The 19,242-nt window shown below is 69.2% G+C and carries 15 protein-coding genes; 6 read left to right on the top strand and 9 right to left on the bottom strand.

The annotated features are described in order from the left end of the window. The first annotated feature begins 45 nt into the window (after window positions 1-45). The gene (hflX, locus tag M1L58_RS01395) at window positions 46-1,503 is read left to right on the top strand and encodes a GTPase HflX (RefSeq protein WP_006866450.1); all 1,458 of its coding nucleotides are present in this window, start codon (window positions 46-48) and stop codon (window positions 1,501-1,503) included. A gap of 22 nt (window positions 1,504-1,525) precedes the next feature. Here hflX and M1L58_RS01390 read toward each other — a convergent pair whose 3' ends face one another. The 4 genes from M1L58_RS01390 to M1L58_RS01375 all read right to left on the bottom strand — a co-directional run bounded on the left by M1L58_RS01390 (window position 1,526) and on the right by M1L58_RS01375 (window position 5,717). Next, on the bottom strand, window positions 1,526-1,786 hold the full coding sequence (locus M1L58_RS01390) for an HPr family phosphocarrier protein (RefSeq protein ID WP_006866449.1): 261 nt from the start codon (window positions 1,784-1,786) through the stop codon (window positions 1,526-1,528). Between the two features lie 74 nt (window positions 1,787-1,860). Further along, entirely contained in the window at window positions 1,861-3,924 is a 2,064-nt protein-coding gene (locus M1L58_RS01385) for a PTS fructose transporter subunit IIABC (protein WP_248657560.1), read from the bottom strand. A gap of 66 nt (window positions 3,925-3,990) precedes the next feature. Next, entirely contained in the window at window positions 3,991-4,950 is a 960-nt protein-coding gene (gene pfkB, locus M1L58_RS01380) for a 1-phosphofructokinase (RefSeq protein ID WP_248657559.1), read from the bottom strand. Next, window positions 4,947-5,717 (bottom strand): DeoR/GlpR family DNA-binding transcription regulator, encoded by a 771-nt coding sequence (locus M1L58_RS01375; protein WP_248657558.1) that lies wholly within the window; start codon window positions 5,715-5,717, stop codon window positions 4,947-4,949. The genes pfkB and M1L58_RS01375 overlap by 4 nt, the downstream gene beginning before the upstream one ends. A 135-nt stretch (window positions 5,718-5,852) precedes the next feature. On the opposite strand from M1L58_RS01375, the gene M1L58_RS01370 reads away from it, so the two are divergent. Then, window positions 5,853-7,553 carry a putative PEP-binding protein gene (locus tag M1L58_RS01370; protein WP_248657557.1) on the top strand — a complete coding sequence of 567 codons (1,701 nt, stop codon included), beginning with the start codon at window positions 5,853-5,855 and terminating at the stop codon, window positions 7,551-7,553. On the opposite strand, the gene lexA is transcribed toward M1L58_RS01370, so the two are convergent. Beyond that, entirely contained in the window at window positions 7,531-8,238 is a 708-nt protein-coding gene (gene lexA, locus M1L58_RS01365) for a transcriptional repressor LexA (protein ID WP_248657556.1), read from the bottom strand. The genes M1L58_RS01370 and lexA overlap by 23 nt on opposite strands. A gap of 236 nt (window positions 8,239-8,474) precedes the next feature. On the opposite strand from lexA, the gene M1L58_RS01360 reads away from it, so the two are divergent. Together M1L58_RS01360 and nrdR are read left to right on the top strand one after the other, a co-directional pair. Next, on the top strand, window positions 8,475-9,020 hold the full coding sequence (locus M1L58_RS01360) for a LysM peptidoglycan-binding domain-containing protein (RefSeq protein WP_248657555.1): 546 nt from the start codon (window positions 8,475-8,477) through the stop codon (window positions 9,018-9,020). Between the two features lie 99 nt (window positions 9,021-9,119). Further along, complete coding sequence (nrdR, locus tag M1L58_RS01355) at window positions 9,120-9,608, top strand: transcriptional regulator NrdR (protein ID WP_248657554.1); 489 nt, start codon at window positions 9,120-9,122, stop codon at window positions 9,606-9,608. Here nrdR and hrpA read toward each other — a convergent pair. Further along, entirely contained in the window at window positions 9,582-13,568 is a 3,987-nt protein-coding gene (hrpA, locus tag M1L58_RS01350) for an ATP-dependent RNA helicase HrpA (protein WP_248657553.1), read from the bottom strand. The two genes, nrdR and hrpA, sit on opposite strands and share 27 nt — an antisense overlap. 22 nt (window positions 13,569-13,590) lie before the next feature. Between hrpA and M1L58_RS01345 the strand changes: the two genes are divergently transcribed. Continuing rightward, the gene (locus M1L58_RS01345; RefSeq protein WP_248657702.1) at window positions 13,591-14,868 is read left to right on the top strand and encodes an aminotransferase family protein; all 1,278 of its coding nucleotides are present in this window, start codon (window positions 13,591-13,593) and stop codon (window positions 14,866-14,868) included. A 73-nt stretch (window positions 14,869-14,941) separates the two neighbouring features. Here M1L58_RS01345 and M1L58_RS01340 read toward each other — a convergent pair whose 3' ends face one another. After that, window positions 14,942-15,475, bottom strand: coding sequence for an alkyl hydroperoxide reductase (locus M1L58_RS01340; RefSeq protein WP_006866439.1), 534 nt, complete (start codon window positions 15,473-15,475; stop codon window positions 14,942-14,944). Window positions 15,476-15,489: 14 nt separating this feature from the next. Then, the gene (locus M1L58_RS01335; RefSeq protein WP_154882617.1) at window positions 15,490-16,077 is read right to left on the bottom strand and encodes a peroxiredoxin; all 588 of its coding nucleotides are present in this window, start codon (window positions 16,075-16,077) and stop codon (window positions 15,490-15,492) included. A 126-nt stretch (window positions 16,078-16,203) separates the two neighbouring features. Here M1L58_RS01335 and M1L58_RS01330 point away from each other — a divergent pair, with 126 nt between their 5' ends. Further along, a complete protein-coding gene (locus tag M1L58_RS01330; RefSeq protein WP_248657552.1) occupies window positions 16,204-17,136 on the top strand; it encodes a hydrogen peroxide-inducible genes activator in 933 nt (310 codons plus the stop codon). Between the two features lie 4 nt (window positions 17,137-17,140). Here the strand turns inward: M1L58_RS01330 and M1L58_RS01325 are convergent, their stop codons facing one another. After that, window positions 17,141-19,222 carry a DEAD/DEAH box helicase gene (locus M1L58_RS01325; protein ID WP_154882616.1) on the bottom strand — a complete coding sequence of 694 codons (2,082 nt, stop codon included), beginning with the start codon at window positions 19,220-19,222 and terminating at the stop codon, window positions 17,141-17,143. Window positions 19,223-19,242 lie beyond the last annotated feature (20 nt).

Raw genomic sequence — 19,242 nt, 5'->3', positions numbered from 1 at the left:
AATCACGTGCTCAGCACGGCCGTGGCGTGAGACCATGGATCCCGTATGACCGAATCATCAGCACAGATCCTGTCCGACGCGGACCTCGACGATCGCTCCGGTGACCTCCACCGCGACGACGATCCGACCGTCGGCGAACTCCAACTCTCCGAGCGTGCGTCACTTCAGCGCGTCGCCGGACTCTCCACCGAACTCACCGACGTCACCGAGGTCGAGTACCGGCAGCTCCGCCTCGAGAAGGTGGTTCTCGTCGGTGTCTGGACCGAGGGCAGCGCCGCCTCGGCCGAGGCCAACATGGCCGAGCTCGCCGCGCTGGCCGAGACCGCTGGTTCGCAGGTCCTCGACGCGCTGATCCAGCGCCGTTCCAAACCGGACTCGGCCACCTACATCGGTAGCGGCAAGGCCGAGGAACTCCGCGAGATCGTCCTGGCAACCGGGGCCGACACCGTCATCTGCGACGGTGAGCTCACGCCCGCCCAGCTGACCGCGCTGGAGAAGGTCGTCAAGGTCAAGGTGATCGACCGGACCGCACTCATCCTCGACATCTTCGCCCAGCACGCCACGTCCCGTGAGGGCAAGGCACAGGTCTCGCTCGCGCAGATGGAGTACATGCTCCCGCGTCTGCGCGGTTGGGGTGAATCGATGTCCCGGCAGGCCGGTGGCCGCGCCGGCAGCAACGGCGGTGTGGGTCTGCGTGGTCCCGGTGAGACCAAGATCGAGACCGACCGCCGGCGCATCCGTGAGCGGATGGCCAAGCTGCGCCGCGAGATCCGCGACATGAAGAAGGCGCGCACCACCAAGCGGGCCGCCCGCAACCGTTCGGCGATCCCGTCGATCACCGTCGCTGGCTACACCAACGCCGGCAAGTCGAGTCTGGTCAACGCCATGACCGGCGCGGGTGTCCTGGTGCAGGACGCGCTGTTCGCGACCCTCGACCCGACGACGCGACGGGCCACGCTCGACGACGGGCGGGCCGTGGTCTTCACCGACACCGTCGGTTTCGTGCGGCACCTGCCCACGCAGCTCGTCGAGGCGTTCCGGTCGACGCTGGAAGAGGTGGTCGACGCCGATCTGCTCCTGCACGTGGTCGACGGATCGGATCCGTTCCCGATGGAACAGATCTCGGCGGTGCGTCAGGTCATCAGCGAGATCGTCGCCGAGGAGAAGGCGGAGGCGCCGCCGGAACTGCTGGTGATCAACAAGATCGACGCGATCGACGGCAACCGGCTCACCGAACTGCGCGGCGCGGTAGGTGCCGACGCGGTGTTCGTCTCGGCGCGTACCGGCGAGGGACTGCCCGAGCTGTTCGACCGCGTACGTGAATTCGTGGGCCGCGAGGACGTCGAGCTCACCATCGAGGTGCCGTTCTCCCGCGGCGACATCGTCTCCCGGATCCACAGCGAGGGCGAGGTCCTCACCTCCGAGCACACCGAGTCGGGTACGACGATGAAGGTCCGCGTCCCGGCCGCTTTCGCGGGCGAGATCGCGGACCTCACGGTCTAGATCCGGTCAGTCGGCGTCCGGATCAGTCGGCGTCCAAGTCGGTCTCGACGAGGGTGACGATCTTGTCGAGGGCCGCCTGGTCCTCGGCGGTCACGACGACTTTGGTGCCCTTTTCGGCGCCGAGCGTCATGATCATCAGTGCGGAACCGGCGTCGACCGGGTCACCGCCCTCGAGTCCGAGGGTCACGGTGCTGCCGGTGTCGGCGACGGCCTCGGCGATGATCGTGGCCGGGCGGGCGTGCAGGCCGACGGCCGATCCGACGGTGGCGGTGGTGCTGGGCATGGTGCCTCCTGTATTGCTGATTGCTTGTCTGATGGTTGTTCGTCGGTGTGTGGGTGTTCGGCGGGGTCCGGACTTCAGGCTGCCACGACCTCGAGATCGGCCGCGGCCATCTCGCGGGTCCGGCCGAACTGCTTCGCCGCGATCACCACGACCGCGCTCAGGACGGTGCCGGCCAGCAAAGCCACGAGGAACAGCACCCAGTTGTTCATGGCGAAGAAGACGAAGATGCCGCCGTGCGGGGCGCGGAGCTCGACACCGAACGCCATGATCAGCGCGCCGGACAGGGCGCCGCCGGCCATCATCGACGGGATGACGCGGAACGGGTCGGCCGCCGCGAACGGGATGGCGCCCTCGGAGATGAACGACGCGCCGAGAAGCCAGGCGGCCTTGCCGTTCTCGCGTTCGGGCTCGGTGAACAGGCCGGGACGCAGGACTGTCGCGAGCGCCAGGGCGAGTGGCGGGACCATGCCGGCGCACATGACCGCGGCCATGATCTGGAACTGGGCGGGACCCGCCGTCGCGGCGTCGGCGATACCGGCGGTGGCGAACAGGTAGGCGGTCTTGTTGACCGGGCCGCCGAGGTCGAAGCACATCATCAGGCCGAGCACGATGCCCAGGACGACGGCCGATCCGCCGGACATGCTCTCGAGCCCGGAGTTCATCTGCTCGGTCAGCCAGGCGAGCGGCTTGCCGAGAACCAGGTAGAGCAGGCCGCCGACGATCAGGCTGCCGAACAACGGGATGACCACGACCGGCATCAGGCCACGGGCCCACTGCGGAACCGGGAGCCGCGAGATCCACAGGCACGCGGCGCCGGCGATCAGGCCGCCGATGAGTGCGCCGATGAAGCTCGCGCCGACGGCAAGGGACACGATGCCCGCGACGAAACCGGGTGCGATGCCGGGACGGTCGGCGATCGCGAACGAGATGTATCCGGCGAGGACCGGGACGGCGAGTCCCATCACCCCCGACCCGATCGCGAAACTCACCGCGCCGAGGTACTGGAGCAGACCCCCGGAGGGGAGATCCCAGAGGCTGTTGTTCAGGGCGATGAAGGCGGCGTCGTTGAGGGAACCCCCGGCATCGAGGGTGCTGTTGGCGATCTCGTAACCCGCGAGCAGGAAGCCCAGCGCGATGAGCAGACCGCCCGCCGCGACGAACGGGATCATGTAGCTGACACCGGTCATGAGTGCCTGCCGGGTCCGACCGGCCAGTCCGAGACCCGACGACGATCCGGACGCGGCGGCGTCGGTGCCACCGTCGTCGGTCACCCGGGGCGCTTCCGGATTCTGTGCGGCGGCAACGGCTTCGGCGATCATCGTGTCGGGTTCGTTGATGGCCCGTTTGACGCCCGAGGCGATCACCGGCTTGCCGTGGAAGCGGCCCTTGCCCTTCACCCCGATGTCGGTCGCGAAGATGACCGCGTCGGCGGACGCGATGACGTCGGGATCGAACGGTGTGGTGGCCGAGGAGCCCTGTGTCTCCACCGCGAAGTCGACGCCGGCACGCTCGGCGGCGTACTTCAGCGCGTCCGCGGCCATGTAGGTGTGCGCGATCCCGGTGGGGCAGGCGGTGATCGCGAGGACGCGCGGCCGGCCCTCGGCAGGTTTTTCGGCGGGCGTCTCGGAGTCGGCCGGGGTTGCCGTCGCCGGAGCCGCCGGGGGAGTGGCTTCCTTCTTGGCGTCGGGGTCGATCGCCTCGGTGACCAGTTCGATGACGCGGTCGTCGGTCTCGGCCTCGCGGAGGGCCGCAACGAAGTCGGGGCGGACCAGCGAACGCGCCAGTGAACTCAGCAGTTTCATGTGCGCGGCGGCACCGCCCTCGGGGGCGGCGATGAGGAAGACGAGATCGGCCGGACCGTCGGGTGCGCCGAAGTCGACCTTGCGGGACAGGCGCGCCATGGCCAGGCTCGCCGACGTCACCGACGCGGTGCGCGCGTGCGGGATCGCGATGCCGCCGGGAAGTCCGGTGGCGGACTTGGCCTCCCGCTCGAGTGCCGCGCGGGCCAGGTCGGCGGGATCGGTGGTCCGTCCGGCCGCGGCCAGAGCATCGGCGAGGGTGGTGATGACGGCGGCGGGGTCGGCGCCGGCGTCGACGTCGAGACTCACCGTCTGTGCGGTGATGATCTGCTCGGTCATGGGATGTCCTTCGGCAATGGAGGGTTGGTGTGGTGCGGGTTCTGCTGGGGTGGGATCGGGGTCAACTCATCGGCCGGCCCCGGATAGTTCCGTGACCGTGACCCCGGCCAGGTCGAGGTGATCGGGGGTGGGGGAGGCAGTGCCGGCCAGCGCGGCGGCCGCCGATCCGTAGGCGACGGCCGACCGGAGACATTCCGGCGCCGACGCACCACGCGTCCGGGCGATGAGGAAACCGGCCAGGGACGAGTCCCCTGCGCCGACGGTGCTACGCGGGACGATCGGTGGTGGGGTCGCGCACCAGGTGCCAGTCGGGCTCACAAGGACGGCGCCCCGTGCGCCGAGGGTGGCCAGCACGCTGCCGCCGATCTGCTCCACGAGGGCCTGTGACGCGGTCACCACCGGGCGGAGATCGTTGCGGGACAGGGAATCACGAAGCTCGGCGGCGTCGGCGCCGGTGAGTTCGGCCAGTTCGTCCTCATTGGGTTTGATCAGGTCGACACGCCCGGCCGCGGCGGCGCGCAACGGTGCTCCCGAGGTGTCCACGGCCACGCGGCATCCGGCGGTGACCAGCGCGTCGGCGACGGGCCGGTACCAGTCGTCCGGCACTCCGGGCGGCAGCGATCCGCACAGCGTGACCCAGTCCGCGCCGTTCGCGTGGGTTCGGATCAGAGCGGACAGCGACTCGAGCTGAGCTGCGGTGAGGGTCACGCCCGGGGCGTTGATCTTCGTGGTGGTGCCGTCGGATTCGGCGATGGTGACGTTGGAACGGACCTCGCCGTCGACGGGGACGGCGTCGTAGGGGAGCCCGAGGCCGTCGAGCGCGGCGAGCAGGGGGTCGCCGGCGCGAGCGGGCAGCAGGGCACGGGTCGGGAGTCCGGCGGCGGCGACGGTGCGGGCGACGTTGACGCCCTTGCCACCCGGTTCGGCGCGGACGACGCCGGCCCGCTGGACCTCGCCGCGTCGCAGCGGGGTGGCGAGTTCGAGGGTCCGGTCGACACTCGGATTGGCGGTGACGGTGAGGATCACGCGATCACGACCTCGACGCCGCGGGCCGACAGTGCGGCGGAGAACTCCGGATCGATGCCGGAGTCGGTGATGAGGACGTCGATGTCGTCGACGCCGGCGAAACCGGACAGCTCCTCGCGCTCCATCTTCGAACTGTCGGCGAGGACGACGACGCGTCGGGCCGCGGCGACCATCGCCGCCTTCACCGCCGCCTCGTCGGGGTCGGGGGTGGACAGTCCGTGTGCCTCGCTCAGTCCGTTGGTGCCGATGAATGCGGTCGTCACGCGGAGTCGTCCCAGCGCGGCGACCGTCTCGGCGCCGACCGTCGCCTGGGTGAGCCCGCGGACGCGACCGCCGAGGGCGTGGAGACCGTCGGCGTGGTGTCCGGCGAGCAGTCCGGCGATCGGGAGGCTGTTGGTGATCACGGTGAGATCGCGGTCGCGCGGCATGGCGTCGGCGGCCCGGAAGGTGGTGGTACCGGCGTCGAAGAGCACAGATCCGCCGTCGGGCGGGAGGAAGCTGAGGGCGGCACGGCCGATGGCCGCCTTCTCCTCGGTTTGTTCCGTCTCGCGCTCGGCGATGCCGAGTTCGCCGATCACGCGCAGGACCTCGGGGCGGACGGCGCCGCCGTGGACGCGCTGCAGGTGCCCGGCGCGTTCGAGGACCGCGAGGTCGCGGCGGACGGTCTCGCTGGTCACGTCGAACTTCGCGGCGAGCTCGGCGACCGAGGCGCGTCCTGCGACGCGTACCTCCTCGGTGATGGCCTGCTGTCTCTCCTCGGCGTACACACCGGCTCCGTTCTGATCGTTCCGCGCATGTGATGTTCTCCGGGAATGTGGGAACATGTGGCTTTGCGTGTTGTAGTAACTGTGTTTACGCCTGTTTGTGTTGACAAGTCAAGAAGAATTTGTAACCGTGGTCACATGACGCAGATTCTGACGGGGACGCCGGTTGTCGGTGGTGTGGCCCATGGGCCCGCACTCTGGCCAGGACGCCGTCCCGACCATTCCGCGGAGGCCCTCGGCGCCGGTGTCGAGGTCGCCGAGGACAAGCGCGCCGACGAGGCCCAGCGGTTCACCGCCGCAGCGGCTGCCGTCGCCGCGCGCCTGCGTGAGCGGGCCTCGCAGAACACCGGCGTCGCCGCCGAGGTGCTCACCGCCACCGCCGGACTCGCGGAGGACCGCGGTTGGATCGGTGCGGCGTCGGGACTGATCGCCAAGGGTGCCTCGGCGCCATCGGCGGCCGTCGCCGCCACCGAGCAGTTCGCCGCGGTGTTCACCAAGCTCGGCGGGCTGATGGCCGAGCGCGTCACCGATCTCAACGACGTTCGCGACCGCGTGCTCGCCGAGCTCCTGGGCCTGCCCGAACCCGGTGTGCCGACGCCGGACGTGCCGTCGATCCTCCTGGCCGACGACCTCGCGCCCGCCGACACCGCGGGACTCGATCCCGCGACCACGATCGCGCTCGTGACGCGACTGGGCGGGCCCACCAGCCACACCGCGATCATCGCCCGCCAGCTCGGTATCCCCTGCGTCGTCGCAGTGTCCGGACTCGACGAGATCGGTTCCGGCACAGCGGTACTCGTCGACGGCGCCACCGGCGAGATCGTCGTCGAGCCCGACGACGCCGCCGCCCGCGCACGGGTCGAAGAGTACGCGCGCCATGCCGCCCGCGTGGCCGACTGGTCCGGCCCGGGTCGTACCGCCGACGGCGTGGAGGTGGCGATCCTGGCCAACGTCGCCGACGGGTCGTCGGCCCGTGCGGCCACCGATCATCCGGTGGAGGGCGTGGGACTGTTCCGAACCGAACTGGCCTTCCTCGAACGCGCCGACGAACCGTCGGTCGAGGAGCAGGCGGACATCTATCGCGCGGTCCTCGACGCCTTCGGGGGCCGCAAGGTCGTCATCCGCACCCTCGATGCCGGCTCGGACAAGCCGCTGCGCTTTGTGAACCAGCCCGAGGAGGCCAACCCGGCGCTCGGTGTGCGCGGCGACCGGATCGCCTTGGCGCACCCGGAGATCCGTGAACACCAGCTCGACGCGATCGCGCGCGCCGCCGAGGGTTCCGAGTCGAGTCCCTGGGTCATGGCGCCGATGATCGCGTCACCGGCCGAGGCGGCGGCGTTCGCCGCGCAGGTGCGCAAGCGCGGACTGGTGGCCGGTGTGATGATCGAGGTCCCCGCCGCGGCGATCCTCGCCCCGGCGATCCTGGCCGAGGTGGACTTCGTCTCGATCGGCACCAACGACCTCACGCAGTACACGATGGCCGCCGACCGGATGTCCGCCGACCTCGCATCGCTGACCGATCCGTGGCAGCCGGCCGTCCTGCACCTCATCGCGACGGTCGCGCGGGCCGGACGCGAGCAGGGCAAACCGGTGGGCGTCTGCGGCGAGGCCGCAGCAGATCCCTACCTTGCCTGCGTACTCGTCGGGCTCGGGGTCACCTCGCTGTCGAGCGCTCCCGTCGCGGCTGCCGCGGTCGGGGCGCAGCTCGGCGGGGTCACCCTGGCCACCTGCGAGAACGCGGCGGCAGCCGCGCTGGCCACCGCCGATCCGGCTGCGGCTCGCGCGGCTGCCGCCGCGGTACTCGAGAGTGACGAGGTCAGATCCGCCGCATCACGGTGACGACCTTGCCGAGGATGACGGCCTCGTCGCCCGGGATCGGGTCGAACAACTCGTTGTGCGGCATCAGCCAGACGTGACCCTTCTGGCGTTTGAAGGTCTTCACCGTGGCCTCGCCGTCGATCATGGCGGCCACGATGTCGCCGTTGTCGGCCACGTTCTGCTGGCGGACGACCACCCAGTCGCCGTCGCAGATCGCCGCGTCGATCATCGACTCGCCGACCACCTTCAGCAGGAACAGCGAGCCCTCACCCACGAGTTCGCGGGGGAGCGGGAAGACGTCCTCGACGGCTTCCTCGGCGAGGATCGGGCCGCCTGCGGCGATCCGGCCGAGCACCGGCACGAAGGTGGGCTCGGGTAGCGCGCTGCCGTCCGGCGAGGTGGGCGTCGGCGGCTCGCTCGGCGCGATGTTGACCGCCCGCGGACGGTTCGCATCGCGCTTCAGGAGGCCCTTGCGCTCGAGTGTCCGCAGCTGATGGGCAACGGATGAGGTCGAGGTGAGACCCACCTCGTCACCGATCTCGCGGATGCTCGGCGGGTAACCGCGCTCGCGCACGGATTTGCGGATCACCTCGAGAACTCCGCGCTGCCGCGGCGTCAGCGAGGCCTCGGCCGCCGCCATGTCTGCCGGGGTGACGGGCTCGTCGGCGCCCCGCGCTCCGGTGCGCTTACCGCCGTCATCGCTCATGATCGGGTTCCTCTCGATTTCCGAACGTGCTGGTAGATCGCTTCTCTTCTCGACGAGCGTAGCCGAGATCGCCGACCGCATCAAACATTTGTTCGACGTGTTGCGAGACAATTGTCGGAGTGCCGTGCTACAAATCGAACATCAGTTCATCGAACAGATGATCGACACTCGAACAGTTCGAACACGGACGACGCGGTCCGCACGAACACGGTTCGACCGGAAACACGGAGGGCACCATGCGCACCGCCACTCTCATCGACCCCGTCCACTTCGACGATGTTCATGGCGACGTCCTGCAGCGCCCGATGCGCCGCGGCGACGGGCGCCGTCCCGTCGACGGGCGCCGTCCCGTCGACGGTCGCCCGGTACCGGAGTCTGCGGTCCGGGTCCGCCGGATCGCCTCCACGCAGTGCGCCTCGCCGGTCGGTCTGCGCGGTCGTGGACCGGTCGTGCCGGCCTCGCGTCCCGCGCAGACCGCCCCCTCGGCGGTCATCCGCCGGCGCCGGCGCACGGCGACGGCCATCCTCGCCGGCGTCGGACTCGCGCTGGCCGTCTGGGTCATCGCGGTCGTCGGCCAGAACTATGCCGCCACGGTCACGCCGTCCTCGGTCGGCACCGAGGTCGTGCATGTGCGCTCGGGTGACTCGCTGAGCACCATCGCATCTCGTGTCGCCCCCGAGATGCCCCGTGAGGCAGTTGTCGACGAGATCGTCCAGCTGAACGACCTCCCGTCGAGCGGCCTGCGCGTCGGCCAGCCGCTCCTCGCCCCCCGGTACCACTGAACGCGGGCGGTATCCTCGATGTCACAGGGACCGGCCGACTACCGGCCTGGCATGCGGCCCGGCTGCATCAGAGTGTCCCGTGACCTGCGTGAGGATACGATGCGCTGCCCCTTCTGCAAGAACGACGACACCAAGGTCATCGACTCGCGTGTCGCTGATGAGGGGCAGGCCATCCGGCGCCGCCGCTCCTGCGTGGAGTGTGGGCGACGCTTCTCGACCGTGGAGAGCGCAGTGCTCGCGGTGGTCAAACGCAACGGTGTCACCGAACCGTTCAGTCGCGAGAAGGTGATGAGGGGCGTCCGGCGCGCATGCCAGGGACGCCACGTCGCCGAGGACGCGCTGGCCCAGCTGGCCCAGCAGGTCGAGGACACGGTGCGTGCCAGTGGATCGGCCGAGATCCCCAGCAACGAGGTCGGACTCGCGATCCTCAAGCCGCTGCGCGACCTCGACGAGGTCGCCTACCTGCGCTTCGCGTCGGTGTATCGCTCGTTCGACTCCGTCGAGGACTTCCAGCGCGAGATCGACGATCTGCGTTCGGCGTCGTCCGAGTCCGGCAAGGCCTCAGCCGAGTCGGTCCAGAGTTCGTAGGACCCGCTTCTCCGACACCGGGTACGCGGTGCCGAGTCGTTCGGCGAACAATCCCACCCGCAGTTCCTCGACAAGCCACTGAGCCTCGTCGTTGACGTAGGCCTTCCGGTGCTCGGGGACCTGCGTCAGTCGCTGGGCCCACCGCTCGGTCACCCGGTCGACGACGGCCACTCCGGCCTGGTCCCGGGCCGCGGATGCGGGCAGTGCCGTCAACCGGGCTTCGGCCGCCGCGAGATAGCGCGGCACGTTCTCCAGATGTCGTCGTGCGGTGGCGGCGATGAAGCCGTCGAAGACGAGATTGTCGAGTTGTTCGGCGACGTCGTCGGCTGCGAGCGAACCGGCATGACGGTCGATCGCGGCGCGCACCGGCGCCACCCAGCCGAGGGATTCGACGGCGAGAGAGAAGTATTCGGGTGCCGCTTCGGAGATCCGTGGCCGCAGTTTCTCCGTGAGTGCGCGGAACGCCTCGGGTGAGCGCACCGCGGACAGCGTGCCGGCGTCGAGGCCGGCCACCACATCGCGGATGGCGCGGCGTGTGCAGTCGGCCAGCAGCGCATCGAGGTCCGGGTAGGGGCTCTGACTCAACGCGAGTCGGCCGGCGGCGCCGAGAGAGCTCGCCACACGTCGGTGCAGGGGAGGGATCGCGAGGTCGAGCAGCGCGACGATCCCTCTCTCCGCCAACCGATCACGGGTCTGCTCCGACGCGGCATCGATCACGACCACCCCGCGGGTCCGCCCGGCCTCGTCGGTGATCGCGTCGATCGTGGGGTAGCGGGTGAGGCGTTGTCCGGCGATGTCGACGGTCCGCTGTGCGGCGAGGGTGCCGATACCCTCGTCGGTCCAGGCGCTATACAGGGTGCGCTTCACCGTCTTTGTCGCGGCGCGTGTGCCCACACGCTGGAGTTCGGCGATGGAATCGGCTCGCGCGGTGATGTTCCCGGTGTCGTCGACCACGGCGAAATGCATCTTGAGGTGGGCCGGAATTCGGTCGACGTCGAAATCGGCTGCGGTGACCGTCATCTGTGTGATCGTGGTGAGCTCACGCGCGAGCCCGACAGTGAGCGGTTCGCTGCGCGGTGTCAGACGCGCCAGGGCCAGTTCGGCGAAACGCTGCGCCGGGGACATGGACTTGCGCAACCGCTTGGGCAGCGACTTCACCAGGGCGGTGGCCAGTTCCGTCCGCATGCCGGGCACCGACCAGTCGAATCCCGCCGGGCGCACGTGGGGGAGCAGTGCGCGCGGGATGATCACGGTGACACCGTCATCGGGTGCGCCGGGTTCGAACCGGTAGCGGAGTTCGAGTCGGGTATCGCCCTGTTGCCAGGCGCCCGGGTAGTCGGTGGGCGCGGCCTCGGTGCTCGCCGCGACGTCCTCGGGCTTGAGGTCGAGCAGAGCCGCGTCGGCGCGTCGGGCCTTCTTCCACCACGTGTCGAAGTGCCGTGCGGAGGTGACCTCGGCGCCCACCCGCTTGTCGTAGAACTCGAACAGCTGATCCTCGGTGATCACCAGTCCGCGTGTGCGCATGCGGTTCTCGACGTCGGAGGCGGCTTCGAGCAGAGCGCGGTTGCGTTCGAAGAACGGGTGTTGGGTACGCCAGTCGCCCTCGATCAGGGCATGGCGGATGAACAGTTCGCGGGAGACGACCGGATCGATGGGGCCGTAGTCGACGCGGCGTTTCGCGACGAGGGTGACGCCGTACAGCGTCACCCGTTCGTAGGCCATCGCGGCACCGCGTTTGGACGACCAGTGCGGCTCGCTGTACGTACGCTTCACCAGAACGCCGGCCAGTTTCTCCGCCCACAACGGATCGATGCCGGCGACGGTGTGCGCGAACAGGCGGGAGGTCTCGAGGACCTCCGCGGCCATGATGAAGGGCGGCGGCTTCTTGGCGAGCGGTGACGCCGGGAAGATCATCAGCGTCGTGTTGCGTGCCCCGGTGAACTCGCGGCCCTCGGTGTTGCGCGCCGCGATGTTGGACAGCAGACCCGAGAGGATCGCGCGGTGGACGGCGTCGGCGTCGACCTCGGGAAGGTCGGAACCGGCAGGACTCACCGGCCAGTCCAGGTCCTTGACGATCTCGGTGAGCTGGCGATGCAGGTCCCGCCATTCCCGGATGCGCAGGAAGTGCAGGAACTCCCGTTCGCACATCCGTCGGAACTTGCTGCTGGACAACTCCTTCCGCTGCTCCTCGAGGTAGCGCCACAGCTCGACGTAGGACAGGAAGTCCGACTGCGGCACGACGAAGCGACGATGCGAGGCGTCTGCGGCCTCGCGGTGTTCGGCCGGACGTTCGCGGGGATCGGGCAGGGACATCGCGGAGGCGATGACGAGCAGGTGGTCGAGGCAGCCGAGTTCGCGGCCGGCGATGAGCATCCGGGCGATCCGCGGATCGACGGGGATGCGGGACATGGACCGACCGACGGGGGTGAGGCGCGGCGGGCCGCCCTCACGGCTCACGGTGATCGCACCGAGTTCGGTCAGTACGCCCATGCCGTCGCGGATCGCGCGTTCGTCGGGCGGCTGCACGAACGGGAAGTCCGCGATCTCACCGAGTTTCAGCGAGGTCATCTGGAGGATGACGGCGGCGAGGTTGGTGCGCAGGATCTCCGGGTCGGTGAAAGCGGGACGGGCGTCGAAGTCGTTCTCGCTGTAGAGCCGGATGCACACGCCGGGGGCGACGCGACCGCATCGGCCGGCGCGCTGGCGGGCGCTGGCCTGCGAGACAGGTTCGATGGGAAGGCGGTTGACCTTGGTGCGGGTCGAGTATCGGCTGATGCGGGCGGTGCCGGTGTCGATGACGTAGCGGATGCCGGGCACCGTGACCGAGGTCTCGGCGACGTTGGTGGCCAGTACGATCCGGCGACCGTTCGACGGGGCGAAAACCTTCTGCTGGTCGGCGATCGACAACCGTGCGAACAGCGGAACGATCTCCGCGCCGCCGTTCCGGCCGGTTCCGGTCCGGCGCTTCAACGCATCCGCTGTCTCGCGGATGTCGCGTTCGGTGGGGAGGAAAACGAGGATGTCGCCGCGGCCGCCGGCCCACAGCTCGTCGATCGCGGCGTCGATGCCCTGGATCTGGTCGAGGTCGGCGTGCTCGCCGCCACCGGCGTCGTCGCCGCTGTCCGGCCGTTCCTGGAGACTCAGCGGCCGGTAACGGATCTCGACGGGGTAGGTACGACCGGACACCTCGATGACCGGGACCGACGTCTCGGGCGTGCTGAAATGCCGCGCGAAACGGGCGGGTTCGATCGTCGCCGAGGTGATGATCACCTTCAGGTCCGGTCGTTGCGGCAGCAGTCGACGCAGGTACCCGAGGATGAAATCGATGTTGAGGCTGCGCTCATGGGCCTCGTCGATGATGAGGGTGTCGTAGCGGCGCAGCATCGGATCGGTGGCGATCTCGCGGAGCAGGATGCCGTCGGTCATCACGCGGATCAGCGTGTCCGCGCCCGAACGGTCGGTGAACCGGACCGAATAACCGACCGCGTCACCGAGTTCGGTCTCGGTCTCGTCGGCGATGCGCTTGGCCACCGAGCTGGCCGCGATGCGCCGCGGCTGGGTGTGGCCGATCGTGCCGCGGATACCGCGGCCGAGTTCGAGGCAGATCTTCGGCAGCTGCGTGGTCTTGCCGGAACCGGTCTCACCGGCGACCACCACGACCTGGTGGTCCCGGATCGCGTCGGCGATCTCCTCGCGGGCGGCCGAGACGGGGAGTTCGTCGGGGAAGCGCAGCACCGGCACGGTGGCCCGGCGACGGTCGAGGCGGCTCCGGGCCTTCTCGACGTCCGCGACGACTTGTTGCCATCTGCGCGGGTCGGGGGTGCGGCCCAGTCTGTCGATGCGGCGGCGCAGACGGTGGGCGTCGAGGATCGCGACCTCGTCGACCGAACGCAGCAGTTCGGTACGGGAGATGCCGGGCTGAGGATCTCGCGGGGCTGGATCTGGGGACTCGACCGACATGATGACTCCAGGATATGGGTCGATGCGGGGAGCGCTCACCTCGCCCGGCATCATGGTGGGCATGTCTGAAACTTCTGGTGCTCTGTGGCACGGCTTCGCCGACATGGGTGCGGTGACCGCGAGTGGACCCTTCGTCGTGACCAAGGGCGAGGGGACCCGTATCTGGGACCGCGACGGCAAGGAATACATCGACGCGACCGCCGGTCTCTGGTTCACCAACGTGGGCCACGGCCGCACCGAGATCGCCGACGCGGTGTCGCGTCAGCTGGGCACGATCGCGCACTACTCGAACTTCGGTGACATCGCGAGCGACGTCACGCTGCAGCTCGCCGACGAGCTGGCCGCGATCGCGCCGGTGCCCGGGTCGAAGATCTTCTTCACCTCGGGCGGCAGCGACTCGGTCGACACCGCGGTCAAGCTGGCCCGCCGCTACTGGGTGGAGCAGGGCAAACCCGCCAAGCGCGTCGTCGTGAGCCGGACCAAGGCCTACCACGGCATGCATGCCGCGGGTACGTCGCTGGCGGGCATCCCGCTCAACCACGACGGCTACGGCGAGCTCATGCACGACGTGCAGAACGTCGACTGGGACGACGCGAAGAGCCTGCTCGGTCTGATCGAGCGGGTCGGCGCGGAGAACATCGCCGCGTTCTTCTGCGAGCCGATCATCGGCGCCGGTGGCATCTACCTGCCGCCGGCCGGATACCTCGACGAGGTCCGCGCCATCTGCCGCGATCACGACATCCTGTTCGTCGTCGACGAGGTCGTCACCGGCTTCGGCCGTATCGGCGGCGACTCGTGGTTCGCCTCGGCGCGCTTCGACCTCCAGCCCGACATGATCACCACCGCCAAGGGCCTCACCTCCGGCTACGTGCCGATGGGTGCGGTGTTCATCGCCCCGCGCGTCGCCGAGCCGTTCTTCGCCGGAGGTGTCTGGTGGCGCCACGGTTACACCTACGGCGGTCACGCCGCCGCGGCGGCCGCCGCGCTGGCCAACCTGGAGATCATCCGCCGGGAGAACCTGCTCGCCGAGGCCTCGCGCCTCGAGGGCGACCTCGCGACGGCGCTGGCCCCGCTGGCCGACCTCGACACGGTCGCCGAGGTGCGCACCGGCCTCGGTGCCGTCACCGCGGTCCAGCTCGCCGACCCGGCCACCGCGCCGGCCGCGGTCCTTAAGCTGCGCGAGCACGGCGTCAGCACCCGTGCCGCCGGGCAGGGTGCGCTGCAGATCTCACCGTCGTTCGTCATGACGACCGACGAGGTCGGCGAGATGGCCGACCGCATCCGCGCCGCGCTCAGCTGACGGGCCGAACACCCCGAACACGACGAAGCCCGGCTGCCGAATGGCAGCCGGGCTTCGTCGTATGTGTTGCCGATCAGGCGTTCGCGAGCACCTCGGTGGTCGCGATGGCCTGGGCCACGCCGGCCACGATCGAGGCGACCTTGAGGGCCTCGAGGATGGCCTCGCGCTCGACGCCGGCCTCACGGAGGGTGTTCTCGTGGGCGGCGACGCAGTGGCCACAGCCGTTGATCGAGGACACGGCGAACGACCACAGCTCGAACGCGGCCTTGTCGACACCGGGGTTGCCGATGATGTTCATCCGCAGACCGGGACGCAGATCGTCGTACTTGCCGTCGAGGAAACCGCGACCGCGGTAGAACACGTTGTTCATACCCATGATCGACGCGGCACCGAGTGCGGCATTGTAGGCCTCGGCCGACAGGTTGTCAGCGGCCTCGTCGGCGATCTCGGAGAGCACCTTGGCACTCTTGGTGGCGGCTGCGGTCGACAGCAGGGTGCCCCACAGCTGCTCCTCGTTCAGCGCGGTGGTGCGGCTGATCGAACCGAGGTTGAGCTTGAGGTCCTTCGCGTACTCCGGAAGTGCTTCCTTGAGATTGTCGATGCTCATCTTGATCTCCTTCTCTAGACGCCCGAGGACATGAGCTCACCGGCGTTGATCGTCGGGTCGCCCTTCTTCCAGTTGCAGGCACACAGCTCGTCGGACTGCAGGGCGTCGAGGACGCGCAGGACCTCGTCGACGTTGCGGCCCACGGAGCCGGCGGTGACCGACACGAACTGGATCTCGTTGTTCGGGTCGATGATGAAGGTGGCGCGGTCGGCGACACCGTCGGCGTTGAGAACGCCTGCGGCGGTGGCCAGCTCGCGCTTGAGGTCACTCATCATCGGGAACGGCAGGGTCTTCAGGTCCTCGTGCTGTGCACGCCACTGGAAGTGGACGAACTCGTTGTCGACCGAGGCGCCGAGCACCTGGGTGTCACGATCGGCGAACTCGTCGTTCAGCTTGCCGAAGGCGGCGATCTCCGTCGGGCACACGAAGGTGAAGTCCTTCGGCCAGAAGAAGACGACGCGCCACTGACCGGGGTGGTCGTCGGAGGTGACGGTGGTGAAGTAGTCGTCGGGCTGCTGGGCGTTGACCTTGCTGAGGTCGCCACCGATCACGGCGGTGAGGTTGTAGGCGGGGAACTGGTCACCGATGGTGAGCAGGGCCATGTATCGCTCCTTCAGCTGAGGGGGTGTACCGAAATTGCGCGCGAAAGACTTTCGCGACGTACGAGTACTATCGTGCCGGAAAATCGGCAAAAGCGAAACGTGATTAGTAGCACTACACTGATAACCATGCCCGATAAAACTTATCAGCCCACCATCGCCGGCCTGCGCGCGTTCGTGGCCCTCGCCCAGCGCAGGCACTTCGGGTCTGCCGCGGCGGACCTGGGAGTGAGTCAGCCGTCGCTGTCCCAGGCCCTCTCGGCGCTCGAGACGGGTCTCGGCGTGACACTCGTCGAGCGGACGACCCGCCGGGTCCTGCTGACCCAGGACGGCGAGGAATTGCTGCCGCGAGCGATGGCAGCCGTCGATGCCGTCGACGAGTTCACCGCCGCGGCCGCGGGTGCCGGCCAGCCGCTGCACGGTGCCATCCGGCTGGGCGTCATCCCGACGGTCGCGCCCTACGTGCTGCCCGCGGTGCTCCGCGGACTCGCCGACAAGCTGCCGGACCTCCGGCCCCGTGTCGTCGAGGAGCAGACCGGGCGGCTCGTCGAACAGCTACGGGGCGGCACCCTCGACGTGGCACTCCTGGCGCTGCCGCTCGACGTCCCCGGTATCGCCGAGGTTCCGCTCTACCGTGAGGATTTCGTCCTCGCCCTGCCGGCCGGGCACGCCCTCGCCGGCAAGCGGCGGGTGGACCCGAGCGCACTGGCCGACCTGCCTTTGCTGCTTCTCGACGAGGGGCACTGTCTGCGTGACCAGGCGCTGGAGGTGTGTGCGCTTGCCGGGGTCCGGCCCGACCTGGGACAGACGCGCGCGGCGTCGCTGACGACGGCCGTGCACTGCGTCGTCGGCGGGCTCGGGGTGACCCTCATCCCGCAGACCGCGGTCGCCTCGGAAACGGCTTCGGGAGACCTGGCGATCGCCACCTTCGCCTCGCCGCGGCCGGGGCGTCAGATCGGGGTCGCCTTCCGCCGGTCCGCGCGCCACGACGATGCGTATCGAGAGCTCGCGACGATCATCTCGGAGATCGTCGCCGACACCGGCGCGGTCACGCCGGTGTGAGTGATCAGGCCTCCGCGGCCTGGGCGGCGAGCGCCTCCCACTCGTCGACGAGGCTCGAGTCGACCTCGCGGACCATGGTGCCGAGGTCGGCCACGATCTGCTCGATCTCCGGCGTCACCGCACTGGTCGGAACGCCTTGGCGCAGAACCCGATAACAGTCGGACAGGTAGCGCAGCACCACGCCCTCGCTGCGGGCGAGACCATAGGCGGAGATCAGCTCGGTGAAGGTCATCGCCTTCTCCAGCATCTCGCGCAGCACCGACTTCGGGTTGGGCGGGAACGACGCCACCCACGGGTGGCCGCGCCGGTAGATCTCGAAGGCTCCGAAGATCTCCTCGAACAGCGGTTGCGGCCAGGTGATGTCCTCCAGCCGCGTCATCCGTTCCTCGTACTCGATGCCGTCGGCCTTCATCTCGGCGATCGCCGCGTCGCGGGCGACCTTGCGCTGGGCGAGCAGCAACGGCCGCGGGTTCTCCAGCGTGGACTCGAGGATCGAGATGACATCGAGGGCGTACGTGGAGGATTCGGGGTCGAGGATCTCGAACGTGGCCATCGCGAACGCCGACAGCGGGTTGGTCAGCGCGAAGTTCTCCGGCATGTCCACGCTGAGGGCGATGTGCCGACCGGTCTCGTCGGGTTCGTCGAGCTGTACGACGATCCCGGCGTCGCGCAGGCCGCGATAGAGCTCGATGGTGTGTTTGATGTGGCGTAGCTGCCGATCGCGCGGTTCGTGGTTGTCCTCGAGGAGGTGCCGGATGGCGGCGAAACAGTCACCGGGCCGGCCGAGTACCTCGAGCAGCATCGCGGTGGTCATCTGGAAATGCGACCGCAGCGGCTCGTCGGGGGCGTCGATCAGCTGGGTGAAGGTCTTCTCGCCCCACGAAACGAAACCCTCGGGAGGCTTGCGGCGCACCAGCTTCCGCAGCTTCTTCGGATCGTCGCCGGCCTTGGCGACGGCGCGGGCGTTCTCCACGTCGTGCTCGGGCGCCTGGGCGACCACATAGCCGACGGTGTCGAAGCCGGCCCGGCCGGCGCGGCCCGCGATCTGATGGAACTCACGCGCCCGCAGGCGCCGGACGCGGCGGCCGTCGTACTTGCTCAACCCGGCGAACAGCACCGTGCGGATCGGCACGTTGATGCCCACGCCGAGGGTGTCGGTACCGGCGATCACCTTCAGAAGTCCTTGCTGCGCAAGACGTTCGACGAGGCGACGGTAGCGGGGGAGCATCCCGGCGTGGTGGACGCCGATGCCTGAACGCAGGAGCTTCGACAGGGTGTTGCCGAAGCCGGTGGAGAACCGGAAGTCGCCGATCGCCTCGGCGATCGCGGCCTTCTCGTCCTTGTCGCAGATCTTCACGCTCAGCAGTGCCTGGGCGCGTTCGACCGCGGCGGCCTGGGTGAAGTGCACGACGTAGATCGGCGCGCGTCCACGGTCGACGAGGTCGGCGATCGTCTCGTGGATCGGGGTCATCGCATAGTCGTGGACGAGCGGCACGGGCCGTTGGGCGCCGGTGACCTCGACCGTGTCCCGCCCGGTGCGGCGCGCGAGGTCGTCGACGAAGAACGAGACGTCGCCGAGTGTCGCCGACATCAGCAGGAACTGCGTGGACGGCAGCTCGATGAGCGGGACCTGCCAGGCCCAGCCGCGGTCGGGTTCGCCGTAGTAGTGGAACTCGTCGGCGACCAGCGTGCCGATGTCGCTGTCACCACCCGCCGCGAGGGCGAGGTTCGCGACGATCTCGGCGGTGGCGCAGACGATCGGCGCATCCGGGTTGACCGACGCGTCGCCGGTCAGCAGGCCGACCTGATCGGCGCCGAACATGCCGCACAGTTCGAAGAACTTCTCGCTCACGAGCGCCTTGATCGGCGCGGTGTAGAAGGCCCGTTCGCCGCGGCAGCGCGCGAAATACAGTGCGCCGGCGGCCACGAGCGACTTCCCCGAACCGGTCGGGGTCGCCAGGATGACGTGGCTGCCGGCGAGCAGCTCGAGCAGGGCCTCTTCCTGGTGTTCGTACAGGTCGAGGCCACGATCGGTCCACCACTGTGTGTAGGTGTCGAGCGCCTGGTCCTCGTCGTCGACCGGCACCAGGGCCGTCGGGCTCGCGG

The sequence above is a fragment of the Gordonia sp. C13 genome (genome assembly GCF_023218005.1).
Classification (GTDB): domain Bacteria; phylum Actinomycetota; class Actinomycetes; order Mycobacteriales; family Mycobacteriaceae; genus Gordonia; species Gordonia namibiensis.
This window is presented reverse-complemented; position numbering and strand designations above follow the sequence as displayed.

What these genes read in the sequence shown, in the direction of transcription:
- hflX (WP_006866450.1), top strand. Translation starts at nt 46, where the DNA reads ATGACCGAATCATCAGCACAGATCCTGTCCGACGCGGACCTCGACGAT.
- M1L58_RS01390 (WP_006866449.1), bottom strand. Translation starts at nt 1,786, where the DNA reads ATGCCCAGCACCACCGCCACCGTCGGATCGGCCGTCGGCCTGCACGCC.
- M1L58_RS01385 (WP_248657560.1), bottom strand. Translation starts at nt 3,924, where the DNA reads ATGACCGAGCAGATCATCACCGCACAGACGGTGAGTCTCGACGTCGAC.
- M1L58_RS01370 (WP_248657557.1), top strand. Translation starts at nt 5,853, where the DNA reads ATGACGCAGATTCTGACGGGGACGCCGGTTGTCGGTGGTGTGGCCCAT.
- lexA (WP_248657556.1), bottom strand. Translation starts at nt 8,238, where the DNA reads ATGAGCGATGACGGCGGTAAGCGCACCGGAGCGCGGGGCGCCGACGAG.
- M1L58_RS01360 (WP_248657555.1), top strand. Translation starts at nt 8,475, where the DNA reads ATGCGCACCGCCACTCTCATCGACCCCGTCCACTTCGACGATGTTCAT.
- nrdR (WP_248657554.1), top strand. Translation starts at nt 9,120, where the DNA reads ATGCGCTGCCCCTTCTGCAAGAACGACGACACCAAGGTCATCGACTCG.
- hrpA (WP_248657553.1), bottom strand. Translation starts at nt 13,568, where the DNA reads ATGTCGGTCGAGTCCCCAGATCCAGCCCCGCGAGATCCTCAGCCCGGC.
- M1L58_RS01345 (WP_248657702.1), top strand. Translation starts at nt 13,591, where the DNA reads ATGCGGGGAGCGCTCACCTCGCCCGGCATCATGGTGGGCATGTCTGAA.
- M1L58_RS01340 (WP_006866439.1), bottom strand. Translation starts at nt 15,475, where the DNA reads ATGAGCATCGACAATCTCAAGGAAGCACTTCCGGAGTACGCGAAGGAC.
- M1L58_RS01335 (WP_154882617.1), bottom strand. Translation starts at nt 16,077, where the DNA reads ATGGCCCTGCTCACCATCGGTGACCAGTTCCCCGCCTACAACCTCACC.
- M1L58_RS01330 (WP_248657552.1), top strand. Translation starts at nt 16,204, where the DNA reads ATGCCCGATAAAACTTATCAGCCCACCATCGCCGGCCTGCGCGCGTTC.